The sequence below is a fragment of the Gordonia sp. 852002-50816_SCH5313054-c genome, assembly GCF_001665925.1.
In the GTDB taxonomy this organism is placed as follows: Bacteria; Actinomycetota; Actinomycetes; order Mycobacteriales; family Mycobacteriaceae; genus Gordonia; species Gordonia jacobaea.
In genome coordinates, this window is the sequence record NZ_LZTE01000058.1 from 43,743 (window position 1) to 59,678 (window position 15,936).

Consider the following 15,936-nt stretch of genomic DNA (forward strand, 5'->3'; position numbering starts at 1 on the left):
CCGTCACAGCCCGCGCCGCGCCAACAACGGCTCGATATAGGGCTTGCGTCCGATCAATTCCTCGTGCGCGACAAGCGGGTCGACGCTGTCTCCCCGAGACAGCGTCGACTGTGCGAATCGTCGACCGTTCTCGCGCTGCAGGCCACCCTCGGACAAGAACCACTGCTCGGTGTCGGCGTCGAGGACCTCCGACCAGATGTACGAGTAGTAGCCGGCCGAGTAGCCGCCGCCGAAGATGTGGTTGAAGTAGGTGCTCCGGTAGCGCGGCGGGATCAAGTCGGTCCCGATGCCCGCCGCACGAAGCGCCTGCGCCTCGAAGCCCGCGACGTCGGTGATCGCCTCGGCCTGCGCGGTGTCGAGTTGGTGCCACGCGAGGTCGAGGACGGATGCCGCCAGGTATTCGATTGTGCCGTGGGCAGATTCGGTTCCCGCCGACTCGCGTGCCGCCGTGGCGAGCTCCGCGGGAATGGGTTCGCCGGTCTCATGGTGGCGCGCGTAGTTGGCCAGGACAGACGGGTGCAGCGCCCACATCTCGTTGACCTGCGACGGAAATTCGACGAAGTCGCGCGGCACCGACGTACCCGACTGCGACGGATAGTCGACGGCCGAGAGCAACCCGTGCAGGGCATGACCGAACTCATGGAACAGGGTGGTGAGCTGATCGACGGTCAGCAGGCACTTCTCACCGTCATCGGGCTTCGTCAGGTTCAATACGTTGACCACGACGGGCTGTGTCTGCAGCATCGTCGACTGGTCGACGATGCTGTTCATCCATGCCCCACCGCGTTTGGACGGGCGTGCGAAGTAGTCGCCGAGGAACAGGCCGATGCTGCGCCCGCTCTCGTCGAGTACGTCCCACACACGAACGTCGGGATGGTAGGCGGGCAGTTCAGGACGCTCGACGAAACGCAGCCCGTAGAGCACGTTGGCCGCGTAGAACACCCCGCGGGTCAGGACCGTCTCGAGTTCGCAGTAGTCGGCGAAATCATCAAGCGGGACATCGGATTTCGACCGTGCCGCGCGCGCGAGCCAGTACGTGTAGTCCGCGGCACCGATCTCGGCGTCGCCCGCGAGGACCCGCAAGTCGTCGAGTTCGCGCTCCCCCGCTCGCATCGCCGACTCGCTGAGTTCCCGCAATAGGTCGTCGACGGCCTCGGCCGACGGTGCGGTCTGTTCCGCGATCACGTAGTCGGCGTGATCGCTGTATCCGAGCAACTCCGCACGCCTGGCGCGCAGCCGCACGATCTCCAACACCAATTCGGTTGTTTCGTTGTCGTTTCCGCGAGCGCAGCGGTTGATCGATGCCTCGAAGACGCGGCGTCGAACAGCGCCGTCGGTCAGTTCGGTGAGGACACTCTGGCTGGTCGGCAGTTCGAGGGCGATCAGATATCCACTGTCGTGTCCCGCTTCGGTGGCGGCGCGACGCGCGGCGGCGATCTCACCGGCCGACATACCGTCGAGCGCGGATGCGTCGTCGACGAACACTGCCGAATCGTTGGAGTCGTCGAGGATCTTCTGCGAGAACGTCGTGGTGAGCAGGGCCAGTCGCGACGAGATCTCGCGCATCTCCTGTTGCTGATCGGGCGACAGACCCGCACCGGCGCGCACCGCGCCGCGATAGTGCTTGTCGAGTAGCCGCCGCCGCGGCTCGTCGAGGTCGAGGTCGTCGGCGTCGCCGTGCACCTTCGAAATACGCTCGAAGAGAACGGGGTTCATGGCGATGGTGTTCTGGTGATCGGTCAGCAGCGTCGACAGCTCGCGGCTGATCTCGTTGCGTCTCGGGTTGGTGTCCGGACCGACGAGGTTGAAGAAGATGCCGGCCGCGCGAGCGAGATCGCGTCCGGAGAACTCGACAGCTTCGACGGTGTTGCCGAACGTCGGCGGCTCCGCGTTGTTCGCGATCTCGTCGATCTCCGCCAACTGCGATGCCATCGCGTCGGTGAACGCGGGCAGGAAGTCGTCGTCGGAAATCGAGGCGAAGTCGGGCAGGCCGTGCGGTAGATCGCTCTGCGCGAGAACGGGATTCACGTTGGTTGTACCCATGACCTCACTTGCCCTTCGGTTTGTCGCCCATCGAGTCGGTGGAGAGTGCGGCGACGAACGCCTCCTGCGGGACGTCGACCCGACCGATGGTCTTCATCCGCTTCTTGCCCTCCTTCTGCTTTTCGAGCAGCTTGCGCTTTCGGCTGATATCGCCGCCATAGCACTTGGCGAGCACGTCCTTGCGGATCGCCCGGATGTTCTCGCGCGCAATGATTTTCGATCCGATGGCCGCCTGCACGGGCACCTCGAACTGCTGCCGCGGAATGAGTTCCTTGAGCTTGGTGGCCATCTTGTTGCCGTAGCCGAACGCGGCGTCGCGGTGCACGATCGCGCTGAACGCGTCGACCGCCTCGCCCTGGAGGAGGATGTCGACTTTCACGAGGTCGGCTTCCTGCTCGCCCGCCTCCTCGTAATCGAGGCTGGCGTACCCGCGGGTGCGCGACTTCAAGGAGTCGAAGAAGTCGAAGATGATCTCGGCCATCGGCATGGTGTAGCGCATCTCAACGCGTGTCTCCGACAGGTAGTCCATGCCGCCGAGCTCACCGCGCCGTGACTGACACAGCTCCATGATCGCGCCGATGAACTCGCTCGGCGCGATGATCGTCGTCTTGACGATCGGCTCGTAGATGTGGCGTGCCTTGCCCTCCGGCCAGTCGGACGGGTTGGTGACGATCGACTCGGAGCCGTCTTCCATGACCACCCGGTAGACGACGTTGGGTGCGGTGGAGATCAGGTTCAGGTCGAACTCGCGCTCGAGCCGCTCACGGGTGATCTCCATGTGCAGCAGTCCGAGGAAGCCGCAGCGGAAGCCGAAGCCGAGCGCGACAGACGTCTCCGGCTCGTAGGTGAGCGCGGCGTCGTTGAGTTGCAGTTTGTCGAGAGCGTCGCGCAGCACCGGATAGTCGGAGCCGTCGAGCGGGTAGAGGCCGGAGTAGACCATCGGGCGCGGTTCGCGATAGCCGGTCAGCGGCTCGGTGGCGCCGTGGCGCGCGGTCGTGACGGTGTCGCCGACCTTCGACTGCCGCACGTCTTTCACCCCGGTGATGAGGTAGCCGACCTCGCCGACGCCGAGACCCTTTGTCGGCTTCGGTTCCGGCGAGACGATGCCGACCTCGAGCAGCTCGTGCGTCGCCCCGGTCGACATCATGGCGATCTTCTCGCGCGGGACGATCTTGCCGTCGACCACGCGGACGTAGGTGACCACGCCGCGGTAGGTGTCGTAGACGGAGTCGAAGATCATGGCGCGCGCGGGCGCATCGGGGTCGCCCTGCGGCGCGGGCACCAGCTTGATCACCTCGTCGAGCAGTTCCGTGACGCCCGCACCCGTCTTGCCGGACACGCGCAGCACGTCGTCGGGCTCGCAGCCGATGATGTGCGCGATCTCCTCGGCATAGCGGTCGGGGTCGGCGGCAGGGAGGTCGATCTTGTTGAGCACCGGGATGATGGTCAGGTCCTTGTCCATCGCCAGGTACAGGTTCGCGAGTGTCTGCGCTTCGATGCCCTGCGCGGCGTCGACGAGCAGAACGGCACCCTCACACGCTTCGAGCGCACGCGACACCTCGTAGGTGAAGTCGACGTGACCAGGAGTGTCGATGAGGTGCAGCACGTAGTCGGTCTGCGGGCCGTCGGGACCGTCGGACTTCCAGGGCAGGCGCACGTTCTGCGCCTTGATCGTGATGCCACGCTCGCGCTCGATGTCCATGCGGTCGAGGTACTGGGCGCGCATGTCCCGCTCGGCGACCACGCCCGTGAGCTGCAGCATCCGGTCGGCCAGCGTCGATTTGCCGTGGTCGATGTGCGCGATGATGCAGAAGTTCCGGATCCGGCTGGGATCGGTGAACGTGGTGTCGGCGAAGGTGGGAATCGAACTGCTCCTACAGGTGCGCACCAATACTCGAGTGCGATGCGGGTGTGGGTCGTCGTATCCAGTTTCTCACGGCGGGCCGTCGGCGGGTCGGGGCCGGGTTGCGAGAGAAGTGTCGGAGCGAGCCAGTCCACTCGATCCGGTCAGCTCGCGCTGGTCGGATTCGGTCACATACCCGCTGCGGCGCCCCGAGCACGGTGCGAATCCCGGCGTGCGCGCACGGCGAGATGAGCCGTCGCAACGACGATCGATGCGACGAGCAGCACAAGCGCGCCTAACGAGAGCAGGAGCCAGAAGTCAGCCCAGTTCGCGACGCCGACGAACACCAGCACGGCCATCGCGGGCACGACGAGCCATGAGACCCAGACGCGCAGCGCGACCGCGGCGATCAGTGGAGGTGACGCCAGCAGCACCCCCATCTCGATCAGCCTGCGCGGACCGAGCGCAGCGAAGATCGAGTCCTCACACGTGGCGCCGGCGTGCGCACCGGCGACCGACAGTTCGCCGCTCTTGCCGCAACTCACCGTCACCTCGCCCACCGGCATGAACCCGCACGCCACCGCGTAACCAAGAGCCGCCACTGCCATCGCAAGCCACGCCACTCGTATGGCTCTCATGCCTGCAACTTATAACGTGGACGCCGTGAGTCCCGAGACCTTCACCGGCGACGGCGTCGTCGCAGACATCTACCGTCCGGACGGCCCACCTCGCGCGGTGCTCGTGTTGGCGCACGGCGCGGGAGGCAACCGGCAGACCGCGATCATGCGGGCCTACGGCGCCGAGTTCAGCGCCCGCGGGCTGTTCGTCGCCTGTATCGATCTGCCGTACCGGCAGCGCAGGCCCAAGGGTCCGCCCAGCCCGTCGGGTGCGGCAGGCGATCGGGACGGCATCCGAGAGGCGGCCGCGCTGTTCGCATCCGAATCCGACGGTCCACTCGTCCTCGGTGGCCACTCGTACGGCGGCAGGCAGGCGTCGATGGTCGTCGCGGAGGATGGTGCCGCCACAGGCGCGGCAGGGCTGCTGCTGTCGTCGTATCCGTTGCATCCGCCCGGCAAACCCGAACGCGCACGCACCGAGCACCTCGGCGACATCACGGTACCGACGGTGATCGTGCACGGGGCGTCGGATCCCTTCGCGACGACGGAGGAAATCACCGACGCCATCGCGCTCATTGCCGCGCCGACCCGGCTCGTCGAGATCGAGAAAACCGGGCACGACCTCAAACCCGACAAGAAACCGACTGCTCAGCTCGCGGCCGACGCCGTCGACGACCTGATCCTGAACGGACCGACGCGATGACCGCTCGCACGCGGGTGCGCCCCACCCATGAGGCGGCCCGCGAGATCGTCTACTCCCCCGACCTCGACGGCGCGGCCGATCCCGGCGAGATCGTCTGGACCTGGGTGCGTTACGAGGACGATCCGAGCAAGGGCAAGGACCGTCCGGTGCTGGTCGTCGGACGCGACAACAACCAAGAGCACACGCATCTCCTCGGCCTCATGCTCTCGAGCCAGGACTACCACCGCGACGACCCGAACTGGATGGAACTCGGGACCGGCGTCTGGGACGACGAACACCGCGAGAGCTACATCCGCCTCGACCGCGTGCTGTACGTCCTCGAACACGGAATTCGACGCGAGGGCGCCATCCTCGATGAGGAGCGTTTCGACGCCGTCGCCGACCGGCTGCGGCGCGACTACGGCTGGCGGTAGATCGCTCGCGGCCCGTCACGCTATAGATGTGTGTCGAATCGAAGGATGTGGTTGCTGCAGCACCCAATTCCTTCGATTCGACACACATTCACCGGCGGCGCCGCGGGCCGGTCACGCCAGGCGCGTGATCTCCACGACGACGTCGAGGTCCGTCGCCTTGCCGCCGGTGTAGATGCCCTTGAGCGGCGAGACGTCGGAGTAGTCGCGGCCGACGCCCACCGAGACATGCTGCTCGGTGATGGGGGTGTCGTTGGTCGGGTCGTAGCCCCACCAGCCGCCTGTCCACACCTCGATCCACGCGTGGCTCTGCCCCTCGACGGTCTTGTCGATCTTCGCGTCGGGCTTCGGGTGCAGATATCCCGAGACGTACCGTGCGGGCACGCCGAGACCGCGCAGCATCGAAAGGCTGACGTGCGCGTAGTCCTGACACACACCCTTGCGCTCGTTCCAGGCGTCGACGGCGGTGCTGTGCACGCCTGTCGTACCCGGTACGTACTCCATCTCCTCGTGCACGAACTTGCAGATCGCCTCGACGGCGTCCTCCGGCTCGAGTCCCTTGGCGATGCGCCGCGCTGTCGCACCCAGCCGCCCGTTCTTCGGCACATACGTTGTGAACGAGAGCATTTCGTCGTAGCGGTCGGCGACGTACTCGCTCTCCAATTCCTCCCACGTCACAGCTTTGTCGGGGGCTGGACGCTCGCCGGCCTCGGTCTCGACGACCGACATCCCCGACACCTCCAGCTCCTCGTGCGGAGCGTGGAGGTCGAAGGCGGTGACCGCGGTGCCCCAATAGTCGGTGTAGCGGTACGCACGGGTCGCGGGCACCGTCTCCACACGGTTGACGATCACGTTCTGCCGAGTATCGCTTCGCGGGGTAAGCCGTGCCTCGTTGAACGACGAGGTGACCGGACTCTGGTAGCCGAAGCCCGTCGAATGCACGACCCTCAGACGCCAGCTCACAGTTCACTCTCCTCGATGAAGTGTTCTTCACCATCGCTGACCCGGGCGTCTGCCCACGACACATACGGTGACACATGGAAGTACTGACCCGTGACCGCCTCGTTGACGGCACGGCAGGTGTCCTGCAGATCGAGAAGTCGTTCCTGCAGTCCGTCGAGCAGTCGGCCCGGTTCCAGGAACTCGAGCGAGCTGCGCGCTCGACCCAGCAGCAGCAGCGCTTCGGCCTGCTCGCCGACGCGGCTCGGGCGCTTCTCGATCTCCGCGAGATTCTGCTCCGCGACACGAAGTGCGTGGAACACCGATCGCGGAAAGAGCCTGTCCAGCAACATGAACTGCACGATGTTCTCGGCGTCGAGCAGACCGCGATAGGTCCGCAGGTAGGTGTCGTGTGCACCGGCGGACACCAGAACATTCACCCACGCAGGCGAGTTGATCGGATCGTTGGCGCGCGAGAGCAGCATTCGGATGGTCATGTCGACCCGCTCCACCGAACGACCGAGCAACAGGTAGCGGTAGCCGTCGTCGTGACTCATCGTCGCGTCGGCGAGTCCGGCGAACATGGCGGCCCGGTTCTTCACGTACGAGAGGAACTCGTGAGGTCCGAGTCGACGCCCCCGACGCTCCGCCTCGGCCAGTCCGTTGTAGGTGGTGTTCAGACACTCCCACATCTCGCTGGACGTGACTTCCCGTGCGCCACGGGCATTCTCGCGCGCCGCACGGATGAGGTCGACGACCGATCCGGCCGACCCCTTCGCATACGCCACATGCTCGGTGAGCGACCACACGTCGAGCGGCCCGTCGGTGTCGGGCACCTCGAGTCCGAGAACCTGGATGACCATCCGAACCGCACCGTCGACGTCGGCGGAGGTGTCCTCGAGGAGCTGATGGATAGCGACGTCGAGCAGACGCGCCATGTCGTCGGCACGTTCGACGTAGCGGCCGATCCAGTAGAGGGATTCGGCGTTGCGGGCCAACATCATCGGGGATCACCGCTTTGCTGTTGCTGCTGTGTCTGTTCGAAAACCGGGTCGGGTGCGCTCTCGGCGGGCCGTGCCGCCTTGGCGGCCTTGGAGGTGACCACCTTGCCACCGCCGAGTTCGCGCTCACTCTGTGTGGCCCTGCTGGCGAGCACCCACGTGTCCTTCGAGCCGCCACCCTGACTGGAGTTCACGACGAGCGAACCTTCGGGCAGTGCGACGCGGGTCAGTCCACCCGGGAGCACCCAGACCTTCTCACCGTCGTTGACGGCGAAGGGACGTAGGTCGACGTGCCGCGGTCGCAGTGAGTCGCCGACCTTTGTCGGCACCGTCGACAGTTGCACCACGGGTTGGGCGATCCATCCGCGGGGGTCGTTGCGCACCTTGCGGGCCAGGGTGTCGAGCTCGGCCTTGGTGGCGTCGGGACCGAAGACGATCCCGTAACCACCCGATCCCTCAACAGGTTTCACGACGAGTTCGTCGATCCGGTCGAGCACTTCGTCGCACTCCTCGGGGAGCCAGCAGCGCAGGGTGTCGACGTTGCCGATGATGGGCTTCTCGCCGAGGTAGTAGTTGATGATGTCCGGCACGTAGGTGTAGATGAGCTTGTCGTCGCCGACACCGTTGCCCACCGCGCTCGAGATCACGACGTTGCCCGCGCGCGCGGCGTTGAGCAGACCTGCCACGCCGAGCATCGAATCCGGACGGAACTGCATGGGATCGAGGAAGTCGTCGTCGATGCGTCGGTAGATCACGTCGACGCGTTGCTCGCCCTCGGTGGTGCGCATGTAGACGACGTTGTCGCGGCAGAACAGATCTCGACCCTCGACGAGCTCGACGCCCATCAGCCGCGCGAGCAGCGAGTGCTCGAAGTACGCCGAGTTCGCGACACCGGGAGTGAGCACGACGATGTTGGGGTCGGCCTCGTTGAAGGCGGCCGAGGCCCGCAGGGCCCGCAGCAGGTGACTCGGGTAGTCGGCGACAGGGCGCACCTTGTGCGTGGAGAACAGGTCGGGAAAGACCCGCGCCATGGTGCGGCGGTTCTCCATCACGTACGACACACCCGACGGTGATCGCAGGTTGTCCTCGAGCACCCGGAAATCACCGTTGGCGTCGCGGATCAGGTCGATGCCCGCGACGTGAATGCGAACTCCGTTGGGAGGACGGATGTTTGCCGCCTGACGGTGAAAGTGCTCACACGAATGGACCAGCCGCTTGGGCAACACACCGTCGCGCAGGATCTCCTGCTCGCCGTAGACGTCGTCGAGGAACAATTCCAGCGCCTGCACGCGCTGGGTGATACCCGCTTCGAGCTTGTTCCACTCGCCGGCCGAAATGACCCGTGGCACAACGTCCAACGGGAACGGGCGCTCCATACCCGAGAGCGAGAACGTGATGCCCTGGTCGATGAACGCGCGCCCGAGCGCATCGACGCGTGCCTCGAGGTCGGCGCGATCGGACTCGGCCATGACCTTGAAGATGCCCCGATACGCGGGGCGTACCTCGCCGTCGGCGTCGAACATCTCGTCAAAGGCCTTGCCGTACGGCCCTTTCGAATATCCCTTGAAAATTCCGGTCTCGGTGGGGAGTGTCTCCCTGACGACCTTGGCCTTGGCGCTCTTGGCAACCTGTCCCGGCTCGGCGCCCTTGCCGTTTGCCGACTTGGCGGCGGTGACTGACTTCGACGACGACGGGGGCGCGGTTTTGCGCGATGCCTTCTTGGCTTGCGCACCGGTTGACGCGGGACTCATAGACACACATGGTGCCTCAGATCGCCCCACTCGGCACGACGTCTGCGTGGGCGCGTCGCGGCGGCCCTTCTCCTGGCCCCATTCCTCGCTGCAGGCCGAGGCCAGCGCTAGCCCAGGGTTCGACGCAGCGAAACGACGCGCCGCCCGACCCGGCGAGCCACGTTCGCGGCGCGCGTCTGCAATCGGGCTCCGGTCTCGGGGAAAGGCATCGTCTTCGCGATTCCTGCGATCGCGTCGAGTGAGGCGTCGAGAATTTCGTCAACCGTCGGCGGCTGGGCGTCGTCGCCTGCCGTCGTGCTCACCGCGAGATCGCCGAGATCACCGGTCACGGGATATCCGGCCACGCGCACGGCGTCGATCATCGTCTCGGCTTCGTCGGCCGCCCACGCACGCTGTTCGGCGGACAGCCCACGTGGCGTGCCGCCGGTCTGTGCGAACAAGACCTTGGCGATGATGTGACCTTTGACGACGCGCTCGTACCGATCCCACTCGATGTCGTCGGGCTGAAGGCGCGAGTTCAGCCGTCGCAGGAGTTCTGCCTGCGCTGCCGAGAGCGAGGTGTTGTTGTTGGGAACGTCGATCGTCATCGGAGCCGGATCCACGTCGAGCACGGAGAGAAATCTGTCCCACAACGACGATGCGCCGGTTCCCGACTTCGCCACGGTGACCAGGTGAGCCCGTTCCGGTCCGACGAACTTGGCCCACCGTCCGAGGATGCCCACGTAGTCCTGGAATTCCCAGAAGGGCTCCTCCTCCATGTCGCCACCCCAAGACCCGGTTCGACGTGGCGCGTGCCGACGCACCGAGGTCACGAAATCGTCGAACGACGCAAGACGCTGGTTCTTGACGTTCTCCTGCCACACCGACGGCAGTTGTCGGGCCAGATCGCGAACGGTCACGATCACATGGACCTCGTCGGCGAAGGAGAGATCGTTCACCAACGACTCGATCTGTTCCTCACGCGCCGTCGCGAACAACTCGTGCGACACCAGCGACGCCCCTGGCCACGCACGCATCTGCGAGACCATCGTCGACCAACTCCCGGCGAAGGCCGGGTCGACCCAGTCGAGATACCTGCCCGGCTGTAGATGCGTTGCGGCGTGAAAGTGATCGGCCATCTCGTTTCCCGGGTAGAGCAGCCCGGAGTGACGAAAAGCGAGGTCGCGGTTCCACCACAGGCGATCCTGGAGGTGGGTGGTGCCTGTCTTGGGTAATCCGACGTGAATGAAAACAACTGACATGATGGATCGAGCTTAGTTGCGCTCGGGCACATATCTGCGACCTCGTCACATGCCGCGTGGATTCACGGGAGATCGGTGACAGGGCGGGCCTTCGCGTGCCGACGCCTGCGGATTTGGGACCCCTGTTTCCGGCTGGTAAAGTAGACCGCTGTCGCAGAGTCGACGGCGGACACGTGCTGTCCACCCGTCTGACCTGCTCAGGAACACCCAGCAACAATCACCAACAACTGATAGGTACACACGCGTGGCAAACATCAAGTCCCAGGTCAAGCGCAACCGCACCAACGAGATCCGTCGGCAGCGCAACCAGTCCGTGCGCTCCTCGCTGCGCACCGCGATCCGTAGCTTCCGCGAAGCTGTCGACGCCGGCGACAAGGACAAGGCCGCCGAGCTCGGACAGACCGCAAGCCGCAAGCTCGACAAGGCAGCCAGCAAGGGCGTTATCCACGCCAACCAGGCAGCCAACAAGAAGTCGGCCATCGCTGTGGCCGTCAACAAGCTCTGAGGTAACAACCTCCGGCATCAGCCGGAACTGAACGAGTCAGAGCGCGCACCCGCGACGCGCCCCGTGCCCACGGGAGCACGCCGGGTCGCAGCGCCGACCGTTCCCCTTTCGAGACAACTCACCCCGGCGACTTCCACGCGGTCGCCGGGGTGAGTTGCGTGGTCCGGCGCGCTTCAGTCCTGCGAGCTTCGGTCCTATAAGGCTTCGGTCCTACAACGCTTCGGTCGCTCGAGCTCAGCCCAGCGCGCTTCAGCGTCGACGCGATGACGGACGCAGCGAAGCCACGGCGTCGACCGCGTGCAGGAGCGCGTAGTCTGCGTCGGCGGCCTGTCCCTTCACATCGCCGTTGAGCCCGGCGACCACCACGACCGCCTGTGCGATCGACGACGAATCCCACGCCCGAGCCTGCGACTGCACCTTCTTGACACGCGACGGCGGCATACCCAACTCCGACGCGGCCGCGTACTGGTCCATCGACCCGATTCCGCGTACGCGCGCGATCGCGTGCACCGCCTCTGCGAGCGCGTCGGCGAGCAGCACTCGCGGTACCCCGTGATGCACCGCCCACGCCAGCGATTCAAGCGCCCCGGCCCGATCACCGGTGACAGCTTTGTCTGCGACCTCGAACCCGGTCACCTCTGGGCGCCCCTGGTAGTACAGCCGCACCGCATCGCGATCGATTTTGCCGCCGGTGTCGGCAACGAGCTGACTGCACGCCGCGGCAAGCTCGCGGAGCTCCGCACCGACCCCTTCGACGACCTGCTCGACGACCTCGGCACTGACCTTGACACCGAGCTCACGAAACTCCTTGCGGACGAAGTCCATTCGCTCCGACGGCCAGCGCGGCGCCGCGCAGTCGTGCTCGACCGCTCCTGCCTTGCGGAGTTCGCCGACCATCGACTTCGTACGACCGCCTCCGGTATGGATCACCATCAGCGTGATGCCGTCGGGAAGCTCGCGTGCCGCCCGCGTGATCAGCGCTGCGGGCTCTTTGCCCGCCTCCGCCGCCGACTCGACGACGACGACGCGGTCTTCGGCGAACAACGACGGACTCAACAGTTCGGCCAGTTCGTATTCGCTGACATCGCCAGCTCGCACACGCGTGACCGGAATGTCGGCGCCTGCGTGGTGGGACAGCTCGCTCGTCACACCCGAGATCACGCGTCCGGTGAGGAAGTCGTCGTCTCCGAGGAGCAGATGCAGGCGATCGGTCACGTCACTCATGGTGCCAGAACACCCCGACAGCCCGACGGCCCACCGGACACCTCCCCTACTGCCGACTGTGCGCCTCGTTCTGCCGACTGTGCGTCTCGTTGCGCCGACCGTGCGCACGACGCCGCGCCCACCCGATCACGCGCCGATTCAGCAGCGCCGCACCCAGGGCGGTGAACGTCATGACAAGCGCCATCCCGGCAAGCCCGTCTGGTATATCGATTGCCCCCCAACTCAATCCGCCGAGCACGCGCGCCACGGTGATCATCCACCATAGTTCTGGCGACATCGCGCGTAGCAACACTTGGGCAACCACGGAACCCACGTCTCCGGCGAGTCCGATCAACGCGGCGAGTGTTCCCACCACAGTGATCACTCCGACGACAGGCGCCACGACGACGTTGGCCAGAATCGAGACCACATTGAATGTCCCGCTGATCATCGCGATCAGCGGCGCTGTCACGACCTGGGCGGCGATGGCGATCGCGAGCACCTCGGCCACGACAGGTGGGATTCTCCACTCGCGCAGCGTGTCTCGGATCGACGGCGCGATCAGCACGAGTCCGGCCGTGGCCACGACCGACAACGCGAACCCCGGCGCACTCGCAAGCTCCGGCCACCACAGAAGACCCCCGATCACGGCGACACCGAGCGCTGGCACTGCGCGGGCACGCCGCGTCGACAACAACGCGAGCAGACCGACTCCGCCCATCATCGCTGCCCGCAGCACACTCGGCGACGGCCGTACCAGGACGACGAATCCGACGATGACGACCACTCCGCTGACCGCCGCCACCTTCGGCGATCCACCGATCAACCGGATCAACGCGATCGCCGCGCCGCAGGTGAGCGCGAAATTGGCGCCGGAGACAGCGGTCAGATGACCGAGCCCGGCCGCGCGGAACTGATCTCGGACATCTTCCGACAATGCACTCTCATCGCCGATGACCAACCCCGGCAGCAGTCCCGCCGATTCGCCGCTCAACGCCTGCGCCGAGTTCTGCTGCAGCGTTGATCGCACGACACCTGCTCCCCGTTGCAGCGGAGGAGGACGTCCCAGCAGCGTCGGCGGGCCCGACGCCGCCAACCTCGCAACACTCAAGTCACCCCCTCGAGGTGCGCGGATACTCACCAGGACCCGCACATGCTGACCCGGCAGCAAGCCCACCCATCCGGGCGCACGCGCGACGACGTCGGCGATGGCGGAGGGAACTCGACGCTCCCCGACGGCCAGCACCGTCACACGCGTGGTCACCTGACCCCGTTGTGCCGGTCCGAAGTTGCGCGGGTCGTCGCGGATCGACATCGTCACCGTCGCCTTGCCCGACATCCCCGACAGCGGATGTGCGTCGCGGGTCTCGAGCCTGAGCCACAGCGCCAGTGCGCATGTCGCCGCCATCCCCGCGCCGATCACCACGATGCCGACCATCTGCCAGGCAAGATTCCTGCGCCGATGTGCGAACAGAGCTGCAGCGCAGATCAATCCGCCTATGACCAGCACGACAGGCATCGACCACGACGGCCCGTGCAGCCCGAGCAGCGTGACAAGCCACACCCCGAGCGCGGGCGCGACGAGTCGTAGATCCACCGCGGTGTCAGCCGGCGGTCACGAGGTCTCGCAGCTTCGCCAGCCGCGCGGGTCCGATGCCGTCGACCTCGCCGAGTTGGTCGACAGACGTGAACTTTCCGTGCTGCGACCGCCAGTCGATGATGGCCTTCGCAGTGACCGGGCCGACCCCAGGGAGAGCGTCGAGCTGCTCGGCACTCGCGGTGTTCAGGTCGACCTTTCCACCAGCACTGTCCGACGCTCCCGAATCCCTTGCGCCGGAGCTCGACTCGGGGGCGTCACCGGCCGTCGGCGGCGACGAAGAGTCCGACCTCCCCGCACCCGACGCGACTACCGCACTGCGAAGTGAGGCGTTGCCGTCCTTGCTCGCGTAGCCGACCAGCACCTGGTCGCCGTCGCCCAACACCTGAGCGAGGTTCAGCGACGTCGTGTCGGCTCCCTCGCGGGCACCGCCAGCACCCGACAGCGCATCGGCCACTCGGGACCGCGGCGCCAACCGCACCAGCCCGGGCTTCCGCACCAATCCGACGACGCTGACCACGATCTGTGCTGATGCAGCCGACGGCGCGGCGACAGAAGGCATGGCGGGGGTGCCGGCCGACGGCACTGCAGCGACGGAAGGAATCGACGCGGACGGACCCGCCGACGCGGGGAAGGCGACGGTCGGCACGACGTCGTCGCTGCGGAGTAGCCCGAATCCCGCTATCACACAGGCGATTACGCCCACGGCAATCAACGCTATGGCACCGGCAGGCGCCACTGCGAATCGACGACGTGGGCGGTACTCGTCCTCATCCGAATCGACATCTCTATCGGGGTCGAGGTCGAAGTCTTGTCGATGATCGTCGTCGAATCCGTTGGCACGGAGTCGTTCCCGACCATCGAGAGGGCGCCTGCGTTCCACCTCGGGAGCCAGCCAACCCGGCGTCGTGTCGACCCCCCACGAACTCGGCGACATGCCGTCATCCACAGGCGGCGAGGTGGCGTCGAGTTCGGGCGTCCGAGTGGTGCCGGGTGCGGGGGCTGACAACCGGTCGAGCGGCGAGCGTCCGACCGCGGTGGGCGCGGTTCGCGAACCGCGCTCGACAACACCTCGCGCGGCGAATCCGCGGGCCGTCCGGGTTGGTTTGTCGCTCATAGCCTCTGACGCTACGGCCGACGCACGATCACACCGGCTCGTCGACCGTGCATCGACGCCGCCCTGTGGACGACGGTCAGGGTGTGGACAACCCCTCGGCCTCCGACTGTCCCCTGGTGATGGGATCGAGTTGGGTACCGATCACCACGCCGACCGCGCCGGGACCGACGTGACAGCCGAGCACAGGACCGAGATCGACGGTGATGCTCGACGTCACGCTCCGCAGGTTCTCCCGCAACCGGACGACGAGATCGGCTGCGGCAGCGGGAGCTTGGCAATGCTGCACTCCGAGAGTCACCGCGCGGCCGTCGGCGTAGTCGACGGCCGCTTCGGCCATCTTGTCCAGCGCCTTGGAGAACGTGCGCGTGCGTTCACGCAGAGTCAGCGTGCCGTCGACGACGTGCAGGATCGGTTTGATCGACAACGCGGACCCGAGCATCTTGCTCGCCGCGCTGATTCGCCCGCTGTTGCGGAGATTGTCGAGATTCTGCACGCAGAGCAGCGATTCGACAGTCGCGGCCTGGCGGATGGCGGCTTCGTAGGCGCGATCCCGATCGGCGCCGTCGCGAGCGGCTTGCGCAGCTGCGATGGCGACGAATCCGACTGCCAATCCGACAGACCGCGAGTCGACCACCCGCACCTGCCCCGAGTAGTCCTCCGCGGCCAGGCGCCCAGCACTCCACGTGCCGGACAGCTTTCGCGACATGTGGACCGCGACGACCCCGTCGCCCTCACTGCGTTCGATGGCTTCGCCGTACGCCTGCACCAGATCGTGCGGAGTGGCGCCCGCAGTCGTGACTCCCGGCGTCGACACGATGTCGGCGGGAACGTTGTCGTCGTCTTCGAGGTAGTCGACTCCGTCGAGCGTCAGATGCAACGGAACCTGGATGATGTCGTAGCTGTCGGCGACGGCAGCGGGTAACCGCGCAGAGGAATCTGTGACGACGACAACAGGCACCCGTCTAC

At 66.1% G+C, this 15,936-nt stretch carries 14 protein-coding genes; 3 read left to right on the forward strand and 11 right to left on the reverse strand.

Going from position 1 to position 15,936, the window contains the following annotated elements:
* Positions 1-3: 3 nt before the first annotated feature.
* The 3 genes from A5788_RS14040 to A5788_RS14050 form a co-directional block, all read right to left on the reverse strand.
* Complete coding sequence (locus A5788_RS14040) at positions 4-2,043, reverse strand: M3 family metallopeptidase (RefSeq protein ID WP_064864615.1); 2,040 nt, start codon at positions 2,041-2,043, stop codon at positions 4-6.
* Between the two features lie 4 nt (positions 2,044-2,047).
* A complete protein-coding gene (lepA, locus tag A5788_RS14045; protein ID WP_039855239.1) occupies positions 2,048-3,931 on the reverse strand; it encodes a translation elongation factor 4 in 1,884 nt (627 codons plus the stop codon).
* 143 nt (positions 3,932-4,074) lie between these two features.
* Entirely contained in the window at positions 4,075-4,524 is a 450-nt protein-coding gene (locus A5788_RS14050) for a hypothetical protein (protein ID WP_064864613.1), read from the reverse strand.
* On the opposite strand from A5788_RS14050, the gene A5788_RS14055 reads away from it, so the two are divergent.
* Both A5788_RS14055 and A5788_RS14060 read left to right on the forward strand, forming a co-directional pair.
* Positions 4,523-5,206, forward strand: coding sequence for an alpha/beta hydrolase family protein (locus A5788_RS14055; RefSeq protein ID WP_064864611.1), 684 nt, complete (start codon positions 4,523-4,525; stop codon positions 5,204-5,206). The two genes, A5788_RS14050 and A5788_RS14055, sit on opposite strands and share 2 nt — an antisense overlap.
* Positions 5,203-5,619, forward strand: a complete 417-nt coding sequence (locus A5788_RS14060; RefSeq protein WP_064864609.1) for a type II toxin-antitoxin system PemK/MazF family toxin — start codon at positions 5,203-5,205, stop codon at positions 5,617-5,619. Before A5788_RS14055 ends, A5788_RS14060 begins: the two co-directional genes overlap by 4 nt.
* A gap of 111 nt (positions 5,620-5,730) precedes the next feature.
* Here the strand turns inward: A5788_RS14060 and A5788_RS14065 are convergent, their stop codons facing one another.
* From A5788_RS14065 to A5788_RS14080, 4 genes are all read right to left on the reverse strand, one after another.
* Positions 5,731-6,579 carry a transglutaminase family protein gene (locus A5788_RS14065; protein ID WP_064864607.1) on the reverse strand — a complete coding sequence of 283 codons (849 nt, stop codon included), beginning with the start codon at positions 6,577-6,579 and terminating at the stop codon, positions 5,731-5,733.
* Positions 6,576-7,556: an alpha-E domain-containing protein gene (locus tag A5788_RS14070; protein WP_197494616.1), complete on the reverse strand. Its 981-nt coding sequence runs from the start codon at positions 7,554-7,556 to the stop codon at positions 6,576-6,578. The genes A5788_RS14065 and A5788_RS14070 overlap by 4 nt, the downstream gene beginning before the upstream one ends.
* Positions 7,556-9,307 carry a circularly permuted type 2 ATP-grasp protein gene (locus tag A5788_RS14075; RefSeq protein WP_049698362.1) on the reverse strand — a complete coding sequence of 584 codons (1,752 nt, stop codon included), beginning with the start codon at positions 9,305-9,307 and terminating at the stop codon, positions 7,556-7,558. Before A5788_RS14075 ends, A5788_RS14070 begins: the two co-directional genes overlap by 1 nt.
* A gap of 107 nt (positions 9,308-9,414) precedes the next feature.
* Positions 9,415-10,548 (reverse strand): hypothetical protein, encoded by a 1,134-nt coding sequence (locus tag A5788_RS14080; protein WP_064870592.1) that lies wholly within the window; start codon positions 10,546-10,548, stop codon positions 9,415-9,417.
* A gap of 244 nt (positions 10,549-10,792) precedes the next feature.
* On the opposite strand from A5788_RS14080, the gene rpsT reads away from it, so the two are divergent.
* On the forward strand, positions 10,793-11,053 hold the full coding sequence (rpsT, locus tag A5788_RS14085; protein ID WP_049698364.1) for a 30S ribosomal protein S20: 261 nt from the start codon (positions 10,793-10,795) through the stop codon (positions 11,051-11,053).
* Between the two features lie 249 nt (positions 11,054-11,302).
* Here the strand turns inward: rpsT and holA are convergent, their stop codons facing one another.
* The 4 genes from holA to A5788_RS14105 all read right to left on the reverse strand — a co-directional run bounded on the left by holA (position 11,303) and on the right by A5788_RS14105 (position 15,928).
* A complete protein-coding gene (gene holA / locus A5788_RS14090; RefSeq protein ID WP_049698365.1) occupies positions 11,303-12,277 on the reverse strand; it encodes a DNA polymerase III subunit delta in 975 nt (324 codons plus the stop codon).
* A gap of 46 nt (positions 12,278-12,323) precedes the next feature.
* Positions 12,324-13,853 (reverse strand): ComEC/Rec2 family competence protein, encoded by a 1,530-nt coding sequence (locus A5788_RS14095; RefSeq protein ID WP_064870593.1) that lies wholly within the window; start codon positions 13,851-13,853, stop codon positions 12,324-12,326.
* Positions 13,854-13,860: 7 nt separating this feature from the next.
* Complete coding sequence (locus A5788_RS14100; RefSeq protein ID WP_231894322.1) at positions 13,861-14,970, reverse strand: ComEA family DNA-binding protein; 1,110 nt, start codon at positions 14,968-14,970, stop codon at positions 13,861-13,863.
* A gap of 76 nt (positions 14,971-15,046) precedes the next feature.
* Positions 15,047-15,928 (reverse strand): DegV family protein, encoded by an 882-nt coding sequence (locus A5788_RS14105; protein ID WP_049698367.1) that lies wholly within the window; start codon positions 15,926-15,928, stop codon positions 15,047-15,049.
* Positions 15,929-15,936 lie beyond the last annotated feature (8 nt).